This is a genomic window from Bacillus sp. FSL E2-8887 (assembly GCF_038007205.1).
In the GTDB taxonomy this organism is placed as follows: Bacteria; Bacillota; Bacilli; order Bacillales; family Bacillaceae_G; genus Bacillus_A; species Bacillus_A mycoides.
In genome coordinates this window covers 4,990,897-5,010,745 of the sequence record NZ_JBBOWS010000001.1, presented here as the reverse complement: position 1 = coordinate 5,010,745, position 19,849 = coordinate 4,990,897, and the positions used below count along the sequence as shown (strand labels likewise).

Here is a 19,849-nt window from a genome sequence, read left to right as displayed (position 1 = left end):
AATTATTGAGTATAATGCTATCCTTTCAAAATGTATCTTTTTTCAAGAATTATTTTGCGTTAATTTTTTTGGGAAATATAATAGTAAAAAAGTTACTTCTATTTACAGAAGTAACTTTTTTACTAAGCTTTTTGTTTTACTTTACTAACTTTTTTTTCTGCTACAATGAAATGTGGTCTACGCTTTGTTTCATAATAAATACGACCGATGTATTCACCGATAACCCCTAGGAAAATGAGTTGAATACCACCGATAAATAATATGGCAGAAATTAATGTAAAGTATCCTGGTACATCGACGCCGCTAACGGTAATTTGAATAAATGTAGTGATTACATATAAAACAGCTAAAAGCGTTGTTAATAATCCAAGGTATATAGATAATCGCAATGGTTTATTGTTAAACGAAATTACACCATCTATCCCGTAATTTAATAACTTAGAGAAAGTCCATTTACTTTCTCCGTCAGAACGTAATACATTTTCGTATTCAATAATTTGTTCTTTGAAACCAATCCAAGAAAATAAACCTTTTGAAAAACGATTGTATTCAGTTAGAGATAGTAGTGAATCGACTGCACTTCTACTTAAAAGTCTAAAATCACCGATGCCATCTACTAGCTCAATATCAACGAATTTATTCATGACTTTATAATATAAGCTAGAAACGAAAGAACGTACTGGTGAATCACCCGTTCTAGTTCGCTTTGCAATTACTTGATCATAGCCGTTATTATAGCCGTCTAGCATATCTTTTATTAGTTCGGGTGGATGTTGTAGATCAGCATCCATAATAACCACAGCGTCGCCTGTAGCATACTTTAGACCGGCAAGCATAGCAGCTTCTTTTCCAAAATTCCTACTAAATGATATATAATGCACACTTGAGTCTGAATCGGCTAGGTCACGTAGAATTTCTAGTGTGTTATCTTTACTTCCATCATTGACGAAAACAAATTCATAATCAGTAGTTAGTTTATGAATTTCAAGAGAAGTCTCTGAATAGAAAGCTCTGAGTACCTTCTCTTCATTATAACAAGGTACTACTATTGAAAGGGTCATGTTAGGACCTCCTTAGGTGTAATTTTAAACTGGGCATGAAGTAAAAGCTCAAGCAATTATCTTCAACTTTTACTTCACTTTATTTTAATAACTTTTTTTAAAACGACTTTTAAATTTTTTATATCGATCCTTATCTCCAAGAACTAGAAGCGAGATACAAATGATAAATGAAATGATAGAAATAACGAGACCCATTTTGAAATAAGGTGTGACGTATTTCATTTCAACTACATGCTGCCCTTTTGAAATAGGAACACCAATAAAGGAAGAATTAGCCTTCGTAAACTCAGTTTCTTTACCGTCAACCTGTATTGACCATCCTTTACTATACGGTACAGATAAATATAGTAATCCATCTTTAGTAGAATTAATATTACCTTTTAAGTAGTTACCTTTATAGTAAATATTTTGTAGGCTATTTTCTTTTAAAGTATTCACTTTTTTCGGGACAGTTTTATAGTTGGTACTGTTGACTTGTAAGTCTTTCAACTCGTATTGACCAGGAGTAGGGATAGAAATGATTAGCTCAGTTGGCTTCGCATCTTTTCCTAAATTGTAAACAAATCTTTCTAACGGGTAAGCATAAGCTCCATCTTCATTACCTTTTATCATAGATTTGTCATTCACAGTAACCCCAAATGATTCCTTATTTATATTTCTAATTTTAATTTCAACAAGGAGATCACCTAACATATCGGTATTATCAACAGGTACTATTATACGCCCATTTTCATGAACAGTGAGTATATCTTTCTCTTTATCTATATTTTCCCACTTAATTTTATTTGGATTAATCTTAATTTGTTTTGAATCTAGCTGTTTTGTATTAAATTGTTTTAACGGAAGACTTCCAACATTATCTACAACTACAGCATCTAATAAAAGTTGATCTCTCTCAGCAAAATTAAGTTTTGAAAATTCTTCATCACTTATTCCAGCTTCGTATACATAGCCTAATGGTAGTGCAAATTCGTTTTTATAAATGTTGTAAGGACCTACTTGTTGTAAATATTTATAACCATACGGAATATCAGTTTTATTAGCACCTTCACTTAATACATAATATTTTACCCCTAGCATGTTCTCAAGGAATAGTCGTTTATCTAACTGGAAGAACATAGATGGACTATCATATCCTTGGAAAACATTGTACTTATTTTTCATAAAGTCATGAACATCACGATTGACTAAGCTTTGATAAGTACTTGTACCATGATAACCTTGCAGCATCGGTGTATTCTTATAATTATTGTTTGGATTGATAATTCGATAAAAATCTTTATCTTGATTTTGTATATAATGAATTGCGTCAATTTCATCCTTATTATCGAGACCTGGACCATGTAATGATTCTTTTGTTGCGCCTGCTTGATTAAAGTGTTTACTAAGAGCTGTATCTGAATAGATGTAATTAATACATATTACATTGACCAGTACATTCAATATAATGAAAGATTGTAAGACTGCTTTTGATAAATAGCGCCATAGTAATATTGTAATAATAGATAAAGCAGTGGTACCAATTAAAATTTTATCAATCGTTTCTAGTGGTTGTTCGTTTATATTTGTTTTTCTATAGAATGCGTAAATAAATAACGCTGTCGCTAGCAAAGGACCTATTAAATAGTTGACCTTCTTTTTGTGAAGTAGCATCCAATCTAAAATGTAAGCTGAAGTTTGGGCAACCACAAATGCAAATAGGTAAAACCATCTGGATTGCATAGCAGAAAAACCATTAAATACGGAATACGTATATGGAAGCATATACAGAACTAGCATAAACCCAATAAAGAGTAACTTATTTGTGACAAGTTTATTGCGTATTAGAAGCGCGCTAGTAATAAGGAAGAGAATGAAAACTGGGAATGCGAGCTGATACTCCTCTGTATTATTAATGAAAAAGATACTTTCCATTAAGTTTTTATAAAACGTATCTTCAAAAAATAATGGAATAGTAAATTTTGTAGCTAGTCGATCTGAACTAAATACACCATTTACAGATGGTATAAAGCAAACAGCAGCTAAACCTAGTGATAAAGAATATAGGAAAGCAATTCTAATATAATAAGTTAGAAATGTTTTTATCGTTTTGTTTTGCTGTGTAGCGAAATACTGGAAAAAGGCATAAATATAGATGAAAATGCTAGTAATGAAAGCGAAATAGAAATTTGATGCAAGCATAAGCGCTGTTGCAAACAGGAATAATCCCTTTTTTCGCTCTAAAATATATTTATCCAGTCCCCATATTACTAAAGGTAAAAACACTATAGCATCTGCCATGAAATCCCATAATAAAGAATGGCGAATAAAAGTCACACATCCCCCATATATAATGGCAGAAATGAAAGAAGAAAAAATAGTTTTATTATGATAACGTAAAGAGCCATACATGAATAACATCGCTAATGTACTTTTTAAAATACTCATATATAGCTTCATCTCAAAGATTTGGTCAAAATTTAGTTTAGGAAGAAGGAGCGTAAGCCAGAAAAATGGTGCTGTACTATAGTAATAACTAAATTCCCCGAATAAATCTCCACCTAAGCCATAATCCCAAGACCAAAATAAATTCCCATCTTTAAATGCATGTTGTAAAAGGAATGTAAAGAAGCTGAATTGTGATAATGCATCTCCCGTACTAGAAAATACACTGTCTGATTTTAAGAAAAAGTAATGAAAAGCAAATGCACATACTATTAATAATGGAATGATAATAAGTGTGCTTTTAGTGAAAAAGGTTCTTTTATTTACTTCTGAAGTCATTAAATGAATAAGCCTCCTCAATACAATTATTAAGATTTAAGCCACATTCTCCATATTTAGATATTGTTTTATAATGAAGAAAAACTATGGATGAATCGACGATTTTTGATGGTAGTAATAAAGTTTTCAGGTGTGCAATTTATGGTAAATTTGGGTCGTAACAAGTTAATGTTTGTATAGAAGATTAACTGCGAATTGCTTTAATACTAGGTGTTGTACATCTAGGGCTGTCCGTTTCCAAGTATAATCATTCCAGAAAGGCAAGTCAATTTAAGATAAAGATTGAAAACAAGGTTAATTCTAAGTAAAGACGATAAAATAAAAACTTCAAATTAAATTTGAAGTTTTTATTTTTATTTATTTTCTAGCTAGCTTTTTATTTATAAATCCTAAAATTAACCCGCGTATTTGAGGATCAATGGCAAGACCGATAATGCCGTACAATATACCAGTAAATGTTAAAGCTATTAGTGGCGGTAAGTTAATTAACACTGTGCGGTATATCGCGTAACTGATTATAAATGCTAATGCATTGAATATTATTCCTTTGAATAGTAATGCAAAGCCTTTACGAACGAATAAAGTAAATCCGATTAATAATGTAATTTCGGTAATGATTGCAGCTCCCGCAGCTCCCATCATTCCAAATTGGCTACCTAATACGATGTAACTTACGATAGCGACAGCTAATCCAATTCCCATCGTTGTCGCACGCTTCCACTGTTGACCAATAGTTGTTAAATTATCAGCAAGTGGATAGTTGATAGATTGTAAAATGACCATAAAGGCTAAAATTGCAAGAGCATCACCGGCTGGTGCATATTGTTCACCTAATAAAGTAACAATCCAAAAGCTTGGATCAGCGATAAATGGAATGGAGATTCCCATTCCTAAGAAAGACATAAGTTTTAATTCGAACTGAGATAGTTTTCTATGTTCATCAATATTCTTTTCATTTCCAAAAGCAAATAATTTTGGATAAAAAGCTGCTGCAATTACACCAGGTATTTGATAAAGGACAGCGGGTATTTTCGATGCAGCTCCAAAGAATCCAACTTGCTCATACGTTGAAACTTTTTCTAATATAATGGGCCCTAACTGTGGTAAGAGCATAATGATAATGCCATTGATTGTGAAAATGAGCAATTGATCTAAAATACCTTTATCCCAGCCCTTATGAACTGTTGTATGGCGAATTACCATTATAAAGGCGATGAGTCCTGTTACGAGACTGGATATCCCGTACATGGCAGCAACCATCATAAGTGACCATTTAAAGGACATTCCTAGTAGAAGAGCAGCTGCGGCTGTTACACCTTGTATTACAGAAATAATCGCTGTAAATTGCATGCGTTCTGTTACTTGGAAGTAAGCCATCCCAACACCTTGTAAAGTGGCTCCAAACATTGTCGGCAGTACAACCCAATATACCATCGCACGTAAGTAAGCATCAGGATAGAAGAACTGAGCGAAAATAGCGAAGAGCACAGAAATTACGATAGCTAATACTAAACGAATACGTAAATAACTACTAATTAGTACGCTAATGTTAGCGTTGCTTCTCGTTCCTTCACGCATAAACGTATGTGTCAAACCTGCATCTGTAAAATAACAAATAACAGCGGAAACTGCTAATGCAGTTGTAAACATCCCATAATCCTTTGGTGAAACATATCTCGCAAAGAAAATCGTCGCAATAGCAAGTACAAATCGAACAGTAATATTTCCTACAAATAGGTAGGAGGCGTTTTTAAGGATTTTATTTGTTTTCATGGAACAAGACCTTTCTATTTTTCAGGACGCACTTCGTCCTATTTGTAAATTTGATTTGTTTACGGAAGGTATGTTTAAAAGCGTATTCTTTATTTAAGAAAACATAAACTTTATTCGTACAAACCAAAGCATTGCGTATAGCTTTTTGCTTCGTTTTCCATTTTTTGAATAAATTTTGCGACAATATTTATTTATATCGCCCTTGATTAATTGAACTTGTGATTTATCTAACTTAGAGCTTCCTTTAATGTATATACAAGCATTGTTAATGACTGTATATGGGAATAGGTAAGTTTCAAGAATTTCAAGAAGTTCTGTAGAATCATTCACGATTAAGTCTTGTGATTTATTATGAACCCAATCCTTCATTCGATTAAATACTTCTAATTCTTTTGCTGTTTTTAATTCATAATCTTTATACTTTGAAGAAAGATTTCCTTCTGATAAGATTCTGTAATATGTCAAATATTCATCTACATAGCATACGTTTGTTACACTCATTAATTTAAATAGAAATTCTAAGTCTTCTCCCCAGCTACATCCTGGTGTGAAACGAATGTTATGATCCATCACGATAGATCTTTTAAAAATCCAAGTACTCGTTTGCGCAACAACTTGATGCGTTAAGAAAGCTTTTGTCATATCACCTTTAATAAAGTTTGTCGTGTGTTCAACTTTTTCACCCGTCTCTTCATAAAAGTTCATATAGCCACAATAACAAGCATTCATGTTGTTTTTATGCATGCTTTCAACTTGTTTTTCGATTTTTGTTGGATGCCATAAATCATCACTATCAAGAAAAGCAACATATTCTCCGCTAGCGTTTTCAATTCCTGTATTACGAGCAACAGAAACGCCTTGATTTTCTTGAGGGACGTATTTTATTTGTCCTGGATATTTTTGTTCAAGGTTTTTTACGATAGAAGATGATTGATCTTTACTCCCATCATCTATAATTACAATTTCAATATGTTTATATGTTTGATTTAGTATCGATTCCATCGTTTCTTCAATATATTTTTCCGCATTATACAGCGGGATAACAACTGAAACGATTTGTTTTTGTTCCATCATATAATTTTTATCTCCTCAAATTTTTTATGTTTCACACTATATATAGGCCTTTTCAAAGGAAGAAGATTACAAGAACATCTGTATAAGTTTACCGCATATAAACTTTGTAAATCAACTCTATGTATTTTATATGAAAAGCGTGCAAACAAATGCTTCATATAAAAAACCTTCCTTTTTGATTAGAAAAAAGGAAGGTAAATCAGTTATTAAATACTCCAAGGTTTATTCAAAGTTAACACTTCAGCCATTTCTTTACTTTTCAAACGTCCCTTTTTTCTATTTTCTGCACGCTCTGAACCAGTTGTATGTAGCCAATGTTCTTCCTCTGTTTCAGGAATTACTTGTGGTACAGATGAAGGTTTTCCGTCTTTTAATGCGACAAATGTAATGAAACACGTTGCGGCCATTCTACGCTCGCCTGCTAGTAGATCCTCTGCAATTACTTTTACGAAAACTTCCATTGAAGATTTTCCTGTATAACATACGAATGCTTCATAACAAACAGAATCTGCTTGGTGAATTGGAGTTAAAAAATCAACGGAATCGATAGATGCTGTTACGCAATGTTTGCGGCTATGTCTTGCAGCTGCAATTGAGGCGATACTATCAATTTCTGCTAATAATTTCCCACCGAAAAGTGTTTGGTGATTATTTAAATCGTTAGGAAAAACACGTGTTGTTTTAATTGCTTTTGATTCTCGCATGAATTTCTTTTCCATATATTCATCCCCTATTTTCTGTTTTCAATCAGAGTGACATGTGTAAGTGGAGTACTCATATTAGATATTTAATGAAGTAAAGTGTTCCAAGAGGATTATCCCGCTATTTTCGGGATAATAGTCAGTGGAGGATGAACAACCCCCCGCGGATTAAAGTTTCACTTTATTGAAATTTCTGTATTTGCATTCATGTAACTGAAAGAAAATTTATCGTATATAAAATGTAGTGTAAAAGAGGATTCGCTTACATTGCAAGTGAAAAAGTAATGACTATGTATTTGTCATAGAAATTCCCTATTAACCTTATGCCTATTCATGATAGAATCGTTTTGTTATGAATGGAAATAGAGGTGCAATGAACATATGAATCATATACAAACAAATTTTTCATCTTTCTTCAGTAAAATAATGATTGGTGCGATGCTCGCATTTTTTGTCTATAGTTGTTGGTCCGCTTTTGAAACAAGTAAGCAATTTTTTGGGGGAAGTACAACAAGTATAACAATCGTATTAGTGATTTTTGTTATTCTTATTTTGTTAGTAGCATCAATTTTGCAATATCGTTTTACAGATAAACAATTTCTTATTTTTCTTATAAGCATGTCTATAGTTGTAAGACTTATCACAGTTCTATTTGTAGATAGTCCAATGATAGGTGATATGAAAGCTATGTATGAGTCTGCAAAGCAGATTGCAATTGGCAATAATATAGAGAATGTAGCACAGTTACCTTTTATTATTTATGAATCGATCATCATTCGTATATTTGGTGATACGGTATTCGCTTTACAACTATTTAATATTTTATTTTGTACAGGAACTGCATTTTTCATTTATCGCATTGCGTCAATGGTCTTTGGAGAAGAGTGTGGTCGTATTGCATCAATATTTTACGCTTTATATATTCCAAATATATTTATGAGTTCTGTATTAACGGGGGAATCACTCGCAATATTTTTATTTTATTGTGCTTGTTACATATTTTTATATAAGGGATTAGATCATCCTTATATGTGGGTAATTTCAACCATTTTATTTGCGCTTAGCAATATGATTTTCCCAATGGGGTTATTTTTACCTATCTTTATAGCTGTATATGTGCTGTTAATTGAATTATTTCAATCAGGGGCGAAACAAAAATTACTATTAAAAATGATAGGAATACTTATTCTGTTTTATAGTACTCATTTTGGTGTGAGCTATGGTATCAAGATGATGGGAATGTCACAGTATACGATTTCTAATCAGACTTATGTTCAATCTGTTTTAATTGGGAAAAGTCAAAAGGAAGAAAAAACATCCAAAAATCAAAGTGTAAAAGAGCACATTGATCAAGAGTTAAAAGAAATGGAAGTAGAAAGATTTAAACTGTTAAAACCAGTTATTAACCAGTTTTCAGATGAGGGAATAAATTCTATTATTTTTAAATGTGAAAAGCTTATATATATAGTGGTGACATTATTTATGGCCATAGCTTTATTACATTTTCTAATTAAGAAACAGCAAAACGAAGGATATATGTTGTTTGTATTATTAATTACCGGATATGTGTCGTTAAGGCTCTTTCGAGTAGATATGGCATATTATAATATTATTATGCCAGCCTTGTTTATTTTACAAAGCTTTGGTGTTTATATGAGTTATTTTTATTGCCAAAAGATATTTTTCAGAAAATAAAAGAATCCATTTTGGATTCTTTTTTTGTAGATGGATGATAAGGATGAATGCAAAGCGGAGATGAAGAATCTCCACTTTGTATCGATTCGCCTTATCGGTTTAGTTCTAGTTGTAAATTATCCGCTGTTAAGGCCATTGTTGAGGAATCGTCTTGAATACTCTTCATTACTTGTGAGATAGTCTCTAATTCATTTTCAATTTTTTTATTTTGTTCTTTAGAGTTAGACATATCTTTTACGATTTCTTGGAAATATTGATCTGTCGCATGCATACTATCTGTCCCTTCAGATACGAGAGAGCTTATTTGTTCCACGGAAGAAGAGACGTGTATAATTTGTTCATTAGTTTTTTCAACGAGTTTTGTAACGTTGGAAATTGATTCTTTCGTTTGCTCTGATAACTTTCGAATTTCTCCCGCTACGACTGAAAAACCTTTACCAAATTCGCCGGCACGTGCAGATTCAATAGCGGCATTTAATGCCAGTAAATTTGTTTGCTCGGCGATTGATTTTACAATATCAATGATTTCGTTAATTTTGTTAGAAATATCAAGAAGTTCACGAGTATCAGTAATAATAGTTTCCATATTCGTTTGGATACTTTCCATTCGTTTGTTTTGCAGATTTAATTGTTCTTTTCCTTTATTGGCCTTTTCTTCTGATGTCGTAGCTAATGATGTACCTGTTTTTGCAATTCCTACGATACTTTCTGATTTAGATGTTAACTGTTGAATAGAAGAGCTTGTTTTTTCAGATACTGCCGCTAGTTCTGTTGCAATATGTGTAATCGTCATAGTTGTCAGTTCTTTTTCTTTTTCATGTTCTTTTTGGATTCTTTCATATTCGGATTCATAAGCCGCAATAACAAGTTCTTGTTCTAATGTGAATAATTTATTTATTACGTTTATGGAATAAGAAAAATCGTCTATCGTTGAAATTTTCGTTTGCAAAATCTTCATGACGGAGCGGAATAACTCTTGATAAGCAGCAGTATACCATTTTCTATGTAAACCAATTTGTACGTGCCTTTTTGCAATTCTAACACGTTGTTCAATAAAATCTTCATTCATATTCCCGCTGAACAATTCTTTAATATGTGTCTTTAAAGTTTGTTTTAATTTGGGAATAGAGCTGTAGCGTTCAATAACAGCAATTAAATTAGGTTGTTTTGTGATGTTGGTGTAGAATTTTTCTGTTATCCAATCTATTTCCTCATAAATAAATGGCTGTAATACTTTAACAATTTGTAAATCTTCCTTTGAAATATGTAGCATATCCATTTGAGTTTTTAGTTCAGAATTAGCAGGCACGTTAAATATGATTTGTTGGCCTTTGCTTAATTCAATTATACTGGTGTTTGTTTTATTTTTTTTAAAAACCCCAAGCATCATTCTTCCCCCTGTTTATAAAGCGTTTTCATTTGTTTATTCTAATGTAATTATATATTTTTATATACAATTACTCTATAGTATATGGAATTGTATATAAATTAAGAGAATTCTATGTAGAATTCTCTTAATGGCCTTTATTAATTTTTGCATGTGTTTTAAAGAAAACTGGGAAATGTACATTATATATTACGGTGACTACACGAATAACGAATGTTATTAATAAACAAACATAGAAAGCTAATACGTGTGCCCCCATTGCATGTGTAATTAGGAAACTAACTGCTCCTAAAATAGAAGCAATTGCATATATCTCTTTTCGGAATACATACGGGATATCTTGAGCGCAAATGTCACGTAAAATGCCGCCCCCAATACCTGTAATAACTCCCATTGAAACGACTAAAAACGAGGCGTCAACGTGATGTGACATTGCTGCATTTGCACCAATAGCTGTAAATACACCTAAACCAACAGCATCAGAAAGCATAATAACAACTTGAAGTTTATTGATGCGCTCAAAAAACATACATGTGAATAATGCTGATAGTACACTTACGAAAAAGTAAATGGGTTTTACAAATGCGACAGGAGGCAGGTTACCAATCATAATATCACGAATAATACCGCCGCCGAGCGCAGTAGCTACAGCTAAACAAAGGACACCAAATAAATCTAGATCTTTTTTCAAACCAACTAATGTACCAGAAATGGCAGCGGCGATAATGCCAAGAAACGTAAATATATCGATTAATAACATGGCTTTAATTCCTTCCTCTTAAAGATGTTCCAGAGAAAAAATATACACTAAAGTTTTGGAAATAACAATTACTTTTCGCTACATGTAGAAAAACGGATGAAATAGCTAAAGAAAGCGTTTGAAAATGCTTGATAAGTAGCAATAAAGTAAAGCGAAAAAGTGTGGAAAGATTAATTGTATAGTTTTTTGATGTAGCTTAGTTGGAGGAATGGTAGAATAAGAGAAGTCCGCTTTGTACATTTGTATAAAATGATAAAAAAATATTTCTGTACGGTCGAAAATAAGTGCACAGGTGTTAGATAGTTTTTATAGGGATAGGGAAGGATAGCTAAAGGACAATAGTTTCTATTACTAATAACGCTTGATTTGACTAGTGTCGGCATAAAAAATAGTTCTCAATTTAAATATGAGTTATGTTATAATTGCTAGGTGTGTTTTAACGATAGAAAACTATGATTAAAAGATAATGTAAAGATTTTGTATGGAGGTCTTGGAATGTTAGCAAATCAAGCTAGGGTTAGATTTGAGCATTTTTTGCTCTTTTTTATTATTTTACAGCCTGTTTTGGATTTATTAACGTCTCTTAGCATTGAGTTATTAAAAGTAAATGCGACAGTTGGAATTATGGTGAGATTCCTCATTATGGCAATGGGCGGTATCTATATTTTAATTCAGGCAAAAGAAAGAGAAAATAGGAAGTTTTTGATTTATCTTGTATTACTAGGAGCTGCATTAGGAATAGGGTTTATTAATAACAAGTTAATCAAGAGTCCTATTGTACTCGCAGAAGAAGTTAAATTCATTGGAAAAGCATTGTATATATATATTATGCTTGGTTCATACATTTTAGCTTTAAAATCACTAAAGAAAACAGTAAATATTAGCGATAAAGTTAGAAATAACATTATGTATTCAACATTAATTATTAGTGCTGTTATGGTTATTTCTATTACGACAGGTACAGATTTCGGTAGTTATGAATGGATGAAAGTTGGTTCCCGAGGATGGTTCTATGCAGGTAATGAACTAGGGTCAATCTTAGCTATTATTTTCCCTATCGTGGTACTATATTCTATTCAAAAAACAAAGAGCGTGAAACACGTTTTATATTGGATTCCATCGCTTTTAATGATTTACTCGTTAATTCAAGTTGGTACGAAAGTAGGGATGGGCTCAATTGGTGCTACGTTAGCAGCAGCAATCGGGATTATCGTACTACAATTATTATTTGATAGAAGAAATCCAAACAAAAGGTCTCTTGTACTTAATGGATTAATTGCTATTGTTCTATTAGCTGGTGTTGTCGGAACGTTTAAAATGACGCCATTAGCACAAAATATGGGTATTCATAACAACTATTTATCAGAACAAAATGTAGCGCAGCAAGGTCAGAAAGAAAAAGAAATTAAAGATAAAATTAAAAAAGAAGAAAAACAACAACATAAAGTGGAAAAGCCGGAAGAAAAGGCAAAGATAGAAGAGGAAGTTAAGAAAGAGCTTGAGAAAGAGCAAAAGAAAGAAAATCAAGAAAATCTTATTTTCAGTGGACGTCAAGTATATGAAGAGAGACATAAGCAGTTCTTTAAAGAAGCGCCAACGTCACAAAAGTTATTCGGAATGGGTTATGCAGGTAACTATAAATATAATGAACAAAAGCAGCCAGATCCGAAGCTAATCGAAATGGACTTCCATGATTGGTTTTATGATTTCGGAATTATTGGTTTTGCGTTAATGATGATTCCATTTATTTATTACGGCTTAAGAATCTTAATAGCATTTGTTACAAGATTTAAGGAAATATTCAATGTGAAATATGGAATGATTTCAGCAAGCTTAGTATTAGCATTAGGTATTGCATATATTGCAGGACATATTTTCACAGCACCAGGAGTAGGAATTTACTTTGTAGTGTTGTTAGCTTATCTAATCGTAGATCTAGAAATTGAATGATAAAAATAAAAGCTAACTTTTGTTAGCTTTTATTTTTTAGTACAGTAAAATAAAGATAGATGGAAATGTAGCGAGGATTTAAAGGAGGAAAAAATATGAGGATATTGCATATGAATGCAGGGGCAGAAGATGGTGGAGGAAAAACACATATTATTTCACTGCTCGATCAATTTCCGAATGGTGAAGTAGAATTAGCAGTATTTGAAGATGGAATTGTTGCGAAAGAAGCAAGAGAGCTAGGGATAAAAGTTCATGTGTTTTCACAAAAATCTCGCTATGATTTATCCATTTTAAAAAACATAAGTGAATTCATTAATAAAGAAAAATTTGATGTAGTTCATACACACGGTCCTAGGGCAAATTTCTTTGTTTCTTTAATGAAAAAGAAATTCGCGGCAAAATGGGTAACGACAATTCATAGTGATCCATTTCAAGACTTTACTAAACAAGGCTTAAAAGGCTGGATTTTTACTAAATTAAATTTGAAAGCTTTAAAAAATATAGATTTATTTTTTGTTGTAACGAATAGGTTGAAAAAAAGCTTAGCCGCATTAGGTATTTCAAATGAAAAGATGCATGTTATCTATAACGGGATTGAATATGATCAGGAAAAAGCAGATGGCTATAATAAAAAGGAAATGTTTAATATTGATGAAGATGTGTTTACGGCAATCCAAGTAGCGCGTTTGCATCCTGTTAAAGGACATGAAGTTTTATTCGATGCGTTACAACAAACAAAATTGGAGAAAATTAAAGTGTTATTAGTTGGTGACGGGCCGTTAGAAAGAGAACTAAAGGCGTTAGCTACTGAAAAAGGGATTAATGATAAAGTTGAATTTTTAGGGCATCGTCAAGATGTGAAACAATTATTTGCTTCATCACATGTCAATTTGTTAACTTCCCATAGCGAAGGATTTCCATTAGTTTTATTAGAAGCGGCAAATCAACGTGTACCATCAATTGTGACTAGAGCTGGAGAAATCGAACCGTTAATTGCAGATGAAACTTATGGGTGGATTGTACCAACTGGTGATGGAAAAGCATTGGCATCGGCATTAGAAGAGGCGTATGATAAGTGGAAAACTGGAGAGTTATCAGTAATGGGCAAGCATATTTATGAGCATGCTACTATGAACTTCTCACTTCAAAAGTTATATGAAGATACGAAAGAAACATATAAGCAATTAATAGCGAAAAACCTTTAATGATAGAGAGGATAGTTAAATATGGCAGTACAAACGGTTGATATTCTAGGTGTTCCTTTCTCTACAATGACAATGGATGAAACGGTCCAATATTTAAAGGAACAACTAGAATTGGAGCAAACTCATACTTTTCAGGTAGTAACAGCAAACCCTGAAATTGTTATGTGCGCAAAAAAGGATGAAAAATTCCATAAAACATTACTAAATACCGATTTAATTACACCTGATGGTATTGGGGTTGTAAAAGCAAGTGGTATGCTTGGTACACCTGTAAAAGAACGTGTAGCAGGTTTTGATTTAATGTGTAATTTATTTGCGAAGTTATCAGAAGAGAATAAACCAGTATCTGTTTTCTTATTAGGTGCAAAACCACATGTTGTACAAGCCGCGGCTGATCATTTAACGAAGACATATTCGGCTGCATCTATCGTGGGGATACAAGATGGATATTTTAAACAAGAAGAAGAAGAGAATATTGTTTCACGTATTCAAGAGGCAAAACCAGATCTATTACTTGTTGCACTTGGCTTTCCAAGACAAGAAAACTTTATCCAAAACAATAAGCATCGTTTAGAAACGAAAATGGCTGTTGGAGTAGGCGGTAGTTTAGATGTGTGGGCTGGAGAGGTAAAGCGTGCGCCAAAATGGATTCAATCTATTCATTTAGAGTGGTTTTACAGATTATGTAGTAATCCAACACGTTGGCGTCGTCAGTTAGTATTAGCTGAATTTTTAAAAGAAGTAATGCGTTCAAAAAAGTAGCGGAACATCGCTACTTTTTTTTATTTGTTTATTTTTGATAAACATTTTACTTTTGGGAATGATGAAGGAGAATTTTTTATAAGAAAGTATTTTACTTATGCAATACACACGTGTAAAATGATGTGTAAAGACACCTGTGTAAGGAGGACTTCTTGTGAGCAAGGTAAAAGAAATTTCGAAGCGAAAGCTACTGGGTATAGCAGGGCTTGGCTGGCTATTTGATGCAATGGATGTTGGAATGCTTTCATTTGTAATCGTAGCACTCCAAAAAGATTGGGGATTAAGTACTCAAGAAATGGGTTGGATAGGTAGCGTTAATTCAATTGGTATGGCAGTAGGAGCGCTCCTTTTTGGGATACTATCAGATAAAATAGGACGGAAATCAGTCTTTATTATTACATTATTACTATTTTCTATCGGTAGTGGTTTAACTGCTTTAACGACGACATTCGCGATGTTCCTCGTTTTACGCTTTTTAATTGGTATGGGACTTGGCGGGGAACTTCCAGTTGCATCTACTCTTGTATCAGAAAGTGTTGAAGCGCACGAACGTGGAAAAATAGTTGTACTATTAGAAAGCTTTTGGGCTGGTGGTTGGTTAATCGCAGCTCTTATCTCATATTTTGTTATTCCTAAATACGGTTGGGAAGTTGCTATGGTATTAAGTGCAGTTCCAGCGTTATATGCTTTATATTTAAGATGGAATTTACCCGATTCTCCAAGGTTCCAAAAGGTTGCAAAAAGGCCATCTGTTATTGAAAATATAAAATCGGTTTGGTCTGGAGAATATCGTAAAGCAACAATTATGTTATGGATTCTATGGTTTTGTGTTGTCTTTTCCTATTATGGAATGTTCCTTTGGTTACCTAGTGTAATGGTACTGAAAGGCTTTAGTTTAATAAAAAGTTTTCAGTACGTACTCATTATGACTTTAGCTCAACTTCCAGGATATTTCACAGCTGCATGGTTTATTGAACGTCTTGGTCGTAAATTTGTATTGGTTACGTATTTAATTGGTACAGCATGTAGTGCTTATGTGTTCGGAATTGCGGATTCATTAACAGCATTAATAGTGGCGGGTATGTTACTATCCTTCTTTAATTTAGGTGCTTGGGGTGCATTATACGCTTATACACCGGAACAGTATCCAACAACTATTCGCGGTACAGGTGCAGGAATGGCAGCTGCATTTGGGCGTATTGGTGGTATTCTTGGACCACTATTAGTAGGGTATTTAGTTGCTTCACAAGCTTCACTATCGCTAATATTTACGATTTTCTGTGGATCAATTTTAATTGGGGCACTTGCTGTAGTTATACTTGGTCAAGAAACGAAACAGAGGGAATTAGTATAAAGAGAAACCTTAATCAGTGGTGTTTTGTCCATCAACCACTGATTATTAGCCTGCACCAATCGGGATAAAAGAAAAGGGGAACCAAAGTGGTTTCCTTTTTTCTGTTTTTTTAGATAAATAATGGTATAGTAAGAAAAAGGGAATGTTTCTTACTAAGGCGAATGTATACAACAAGACATATGGACGAAGGAATTAGGTGGCTGGATAAATGAAAATCTTACTTATCATGGAAGAAGCAGAAGAGCGAAGAAAATTAGTTGAGAACTTTACTGAAAACATTCGAAATGTAGAATGTTTTGAAGCGAAAACTGGAACAGAATCTTTGCTAATAATGAAAAAACATACACCTGATTTTGTTTTTTTAAATTCGCAATTAATGGATGGTACTGGTTTTGAATATTCGAGTTTGTTACGAGAAGTGAATTGTTATACGAAATTTATTTTTATTGGTGAGGATATAGAAGAGGCAATTACAGCTTTTCGTTTCCAAGCGTTTTATTATTTATTACGACCATTTCGTGAAGAAGATTTACAATTCATTTTATATAAAATGGGAAAAGAACAAGGTGAGAAAGCAAAGAGTCATCTGCGTAAACTGCCGATAGAAGGCCATGAGGGGATTAGATATATTCTCCCGGAGGATATTGTATATATTAGTAAAAATAAGGAAAACAAAACCGTTTCAATTTATACAACGAATAATCAGTATATTTCAACATACACACTCCAGGAATTAGAAAATAAACTAAATGCATATGATTTTTTACGTGTACATAAAAGCTATTTAATTAATATGTCATACGTACAAGAACTTAAACCTTATTATAATGGCACGTATAATTTGCATTTAGACAGGTACGATGAGCAACCGATTCCAGTAAGCCGTAATTATGTAAAACGGCTTCGAAATAAAATTGAGCTATGACAAGTAATGAGAGAATTTTAACATAATAGCCTAGAAATCCTTCATGATAAGGAGGATTCAAATTAAATATTCAGAAAATTTAGTACAATCTCCTATAAGAAGTAGTAATGGGGGGATTGTACGTGAAAACATTGAAATCAATTTTACTTTGGGGAGTTATTGCAGCAGTAGGAGCATCTGCTTTTGGTGTAATAGCTTTATCACAAGGTGAGACAATTAATGCTGTATGGCTATTAGTTGCTGCTGTATCAGTGTATGCGATTGCTTATCGCTTTTATAGTAGATTTATAGCAAGGAAAGTTTTCGGACTAGATAATAATAGGCAAACACCTGCTCATACATTAAATGATGGGAAGGATTATGTTCCGACAAATAAATGGGTTTTATTTGGCCATCACTTTGCAGCTATTGCAGGGGCAGGTCCTTTAGTAGGCCCAATTTTGGCGGCGCAGATGGGCTATTTACCCGGGACGATTTGGATTATTGTTGGAGTAGTTATTGCCGGAGCTGTACAAGATTTTGTAATTTTATTTGCTTCAATGAGACGTAACGGTAAATCATTAGGAGAAATGATTAAAGATGAGATTGGTCCTGTTACAGGATTAATTGCGATGATTGGCATTTTAGGTATTATGATAATTTTATTAGCAGTATTAGCTTTAGTAGTCGTGAAGGCGCTCGTTGGAAGTCCATGGGGAATGTTTACAATCGCAGCAACGATTCCAATTGCTATTTTAATGGGAGTTTACATGCGTTACATTAGACCAGGGCGAGTAGGGGAAGGATCAGTAATCGGTATTGTTCTACTAGTCCTATCGCTTATTGGTGGACAATATGTAGCAGAAAATCCAACACTTGCAAGTATGTTTACTTTTAGTGGTGAAACAATTGCTATTATGCTTATCGTATATGGATTCATTGCATCGGCATTACCAGTTTGGATGCTCCTTGCACCACGTGATTATTTAAGTACATTTTTAAAAATAGGAACGATACTTGGATTAGCAATTGGTATTTTAATTGTAGCTCCAGATTTGAAGATGCCGGCAGTATCTAAGTTTATTGATGGAACAGGCCCTGTTTTCTCCGGGAATTTATTTCCGTTCTTATTTATTACAATAGCTTGCGGTGCTGTCTCTGGATTCCACGCTCTCGTTTCATCAGGTACGACGCCGAAAATGATTGAGCAAGAAGGTCATGCACAGCCAATTGGTTATGGGGCAATGTTAATGGAATCATTTGTAGCAGCGATGGCTATGATTGCAGCTTGTGTATTAACACCAGGAACTTATTTTGCAATTAATAGTCCAGCAGCACTGATCGGAACAGATGTATCACAAGCGGCTCAAGTTATTTCTTCGTGGGGATTTGCTATTACACCGAATGAATTAAAAGAACTTGCTGTTAACGTCGGAGAACAGACCATTTTATCACGTACAGGTGGCGCACCAACATTAGCAATTGGTATGGCACATATATTTTCACAAGTAATAGGTGGAACGGCGATGATGGCATTTTGGTACCATTTTGCCATTCTTTTTGAAGCACTATTTATTTTAACAACGATTGATGCTGGAACACGTGTAGGACGATTTATGATTCAAGATATTTTAGGGCATGTGTACAAGCCGTTTGCGAAAACAGATTCCACAATAGCGAATGTGGTTGCTACAACGTTATGCGTATTAGGCTGGGGGTACTTCTTATATCAAGGGGTGGTTGACCCTCTCGGTGGAATTAATACGCTATGGCCACTTTTCGGTATTGCAAATCAAATGTTAGCGGGGATTGCATTATTACTTGGAACGACAATTTTATTCAAAATGGGGAAAAAGGTATACGTATGGGTAACGCTTATTCCGACTGTGGGATTACTTATTGTAACGATGACAGCTGGTTATCAAAAGTTATTTCATGAAAATCCTAAAATAGGATTCCTATCACATGCGAAAGTATTCCAAGGAGCATTAGATGATGGGAAGGTATTAGCTCCAGCTAAAAACGTTGCGCAAATGAAGCAAATTATTTTTAATGACTATATTGATGCGGCACTTTGTGGGATTTTTATGATAGTTGTAATTGCTGTATTAATTTCTGCACTTCGAATTTGGATTCAAGTATTAAGAAATAAGCCAATGCCGTTAAAAGAGGCACCATATATTCCAAGAGATGAAAGTGAGTCGAGGAACTATGCTTAAAAGTTTACGGAACGTATGGGGAAAGAGAAAGCAATTTATTAGTTTACTTGTCGGAGTTCCAAGTTATGAAACGTATGTAAATCATATGAAAATGCATCATCCAGAAGAGAAAATTCTATGTCAAAAGCAATTTTTTGCTGAGGCACAAGAAGCTAGATTTAATGCAAAAGGCGGAAAGATATCACGATGTTGTTAATGGAGGAGACGAAATTTCGTCTCCTTTTTTATTTTGCTGTTCCAC

General features: G+C 33.5%; 15 protein-coding genes and 1 pseudogene. 8 read left to right on the top strand and 8 right to left on the bottom strand.

Annotated features, from left to right (window positions below; translation table 11 throughout):
• Nucleotides 1-122 precede the first annotated feature (122 nt).
• From NSQ08_RS25825 to NSQ08_RS25805, 5 genes are all read right to left on the bottom strand, one after another.
• Nucleotides 123-1,061 carry a glycosyltransferase family 2 protein gene (locus tag NSQ08_RS25825; RefSeq protein ID WP_000175832.1) on the bottom strand — a complete coding sequence of 313 codons (939 nt, stop codon included), beginning with the start codon at nucleotides 1,059-1,061 and terminating at the stop codon, nucleotides 123-125.
• An 84-nt stretch (nucleotides 1,062-1,145) separates the two neighbouring features.
• Nucleotides 1,146-3,824, bottom strand: coding sequence for a YfhO family protein (locus NSQ08_RS25820; protein ID WP_340779750.1), 2,679 nt, complete (start codon nucleotides 3,822-3,824; stop codon nucleotides 1,146-1,148).
• Nucleotides 3,825-4,181: 357 nt separating this feature from the next.
• Nucleotides 4,182-5,597 carry an oligosaccharide flippase family protein gene (locus tag NSQ08_RS25815; protein ID WP_340779747.1) on the bottom strand — a complete coding sequence of 472 codons (1,416 nt, stop codon included), beginning with the start codon at nucleotides 5,595-5,597 and terminating at the stop codon, nucleotides 4,182-4,184.
• Between the two features lie 93 nt (nucleotides 5,598-5,690).
• Nucleotides 5,691-6,671: a glycosyltransferase family 2 protein gene (locus NSQ08_RS25810; RefSeq protein WP_340779745.1), complete on the bottom strand. Its 981-nt coding sequence runs from the start codon at nucleotides 6,669-6,671 to the stop codon at nucleotides 5,691-5,693.
• Nucleotides 6,672-6,877: 206 nt separating this feature from the next.
• The gene (locus NSQ08_RS25805; protein WP_071743997.1) at nucleotides 6,878-7,390 is read right to left on the bottom strand and encodes an acyl-CoA thioesterase; all 513 of its coding nucleotides are present in this window, start codon (nucleotides 7,388-7,390) and stop codon (nucleotides 6,878-6,880) included.
• A 363-nt stretch (nucleotides 7,391-7,753) separates the two neighbouring features.
• On the opposite strand from NSQ08_RS25805, the gene NSQ08_RS25800 reads away from it, so the two are divergent.
• Nucleotides 7,754-9,067 carry a glycosyltransferase family 39 protein gene (locus NSQ08_RS25800; protein WP_340779744.1) on the top strand — a complete coding sequence of 438 codons (1,314 nt, stop codon included), beginning with the start codon at nucleotides 7,754-7,756 and terminating at the stop codon, nucleotides 9,065-9,067.
• Nucleotides 9,068-9,158: 91 nt separating this feature from the next.
• On the opposite strand, the gene NSQ08_RS29950 is transcribed toward NSQ08_RS25800, so the two are convergent.
• From NSQ08_RS29950 to NSQ08_RS25790, 3 genes and pseudogenes are all read right to left on the bottom strand, one after another.
• Nucleotides 9,159-9,965 carry a methyl-accepting chemotaxis protein gene (locus NSQ08_RS29950; RefSeq protein WP_412675713.1) on the bottom strand — a complete coding sequence of 269 codons (807 nt, stop codon included), beginning with the start codon at nucleotides 9,963-9,965 and terminating at the stop codon, nucleotides 9,159-9,161.
• Nucleotides 9,963-10,340 (bottom strand): annotated as a pseudogene (locus NSQ08_RS29945) (protoglobin family protein); the annotation flags it as partial. The gene NSQ08_RS29950 and the pseudogene NSQ08_RS29945, both read right to left, overlap by 3 nt.
• Before the next feature lie 241 nt (nucleotides 10,341-10,581).
• Entirely contained in the window at nucleotides 10,582-11,214 is a 633-nt protein-coding gene (locus tag NSQ08_RS25790; protein WP_000924380.1) for a trimeric intracellular cation channel family protein, read from the bottom strand.
• Between the two features lie 495 nt (nucleotides 11,215-11,709).
• Here NSQ08_RS25790 and NSQ08_RS25785 point away from each other — a divergent pair, with 495 nt between their 5' ends.
• From NSQ08_RS25785 to NSQ08_RS25755, 7 genes are all read left to right on the top strand, one after another.
• The gene (locus NSQ08_RS25785) at nucleotides 11,710-13,164 is read left to right on the top strand and encodes an O-antigen ligase family protein (RefSeq protein ID WP_340779740.1); all 1,455 of its coding nucleotides are present in this window, start codon (nucleotides 11,710-11,712) and stop codon (nucleotides 13,162-13,164) included.
• 95 nt (nucleotides 13,165-13,259) lie between these two features.
• Nucleotides 13,260-14,369: a glycosyltransferase family 4 protein gene (locus NSQ08_RS25780; protein WP_088033868.1), complete on the top strand. Its 1,110-nt coding sequence runs from the start codon at nucleotides 13,260-13,262 to the stop codon at nucleotides 14,367-14,369.
• Nucleotides 14,370-14,390: 21 nt separating this feature from the next.
• Nucleotides 14,391-15,131, top strand: coding sequence for a WecB/TagA/CpsF family glycosyltransferase (locus tag NSQ08_RS25775; RefSeq protein WP_088033866.1), 741 nt, complete (start codon nucleotides 14,391-14,393; stop codon nucleotides 15,129-15,131).
• Nucleotides 15,132-15,285: 154 nt separating this feature from the next.
• Nucleotides 15,286-16,485, top strand: coding sequence for an MFS transporter (locus NSQ08_RS25770; protein ID WP_002016404.1), 1,200 nt, complete (start codon nucleotides 15,286-15,288; stop codon nucleotides 16,483-16,485).
• 208 nt (nucleotides 16,486-16,693) lie between these two features.
• Complete coding sequence (locus NSQ08_RS25765) at nucleotides 16,694-17,410, top strand: LytR/AlgR family response regulator transcription factor (protein ID WP_340779734.1); 717 nt, start codon at nucleotides 16,694-16,696, stop codon at nucleotides 17,408-17,410.
• 122 nt (nucleotides 17,411-17,532) lie between these two features.
• On the top strand, nucleotides 17,533-19,608 hold the full coding sequence (gene cstA, locus NSQ08_RS25760; protein WP_340779732.1) for a carbon starvation protein CstA: 2,076 nt from the start codon (nucleotides 17,533-17,535) through the stop codon (nucleotides 19,606-19,608).
• A complete protein-coding gene (locus NSQ08_RS25755; RefSeq protein ID WP_340779730.1) occupies nucleotides 19,601-19,804 on the top strand; it encodes a YbdD/YjiX family protein in 204 nt (67 codons plus the stop codon). The genes cstA and NSQ08_RS25755 overlap by 8 nt, the downstream gene beginning before the upstream one ends.
• Nucleotides 19,805-19,849: the final 45 nt, after the last annotated feature.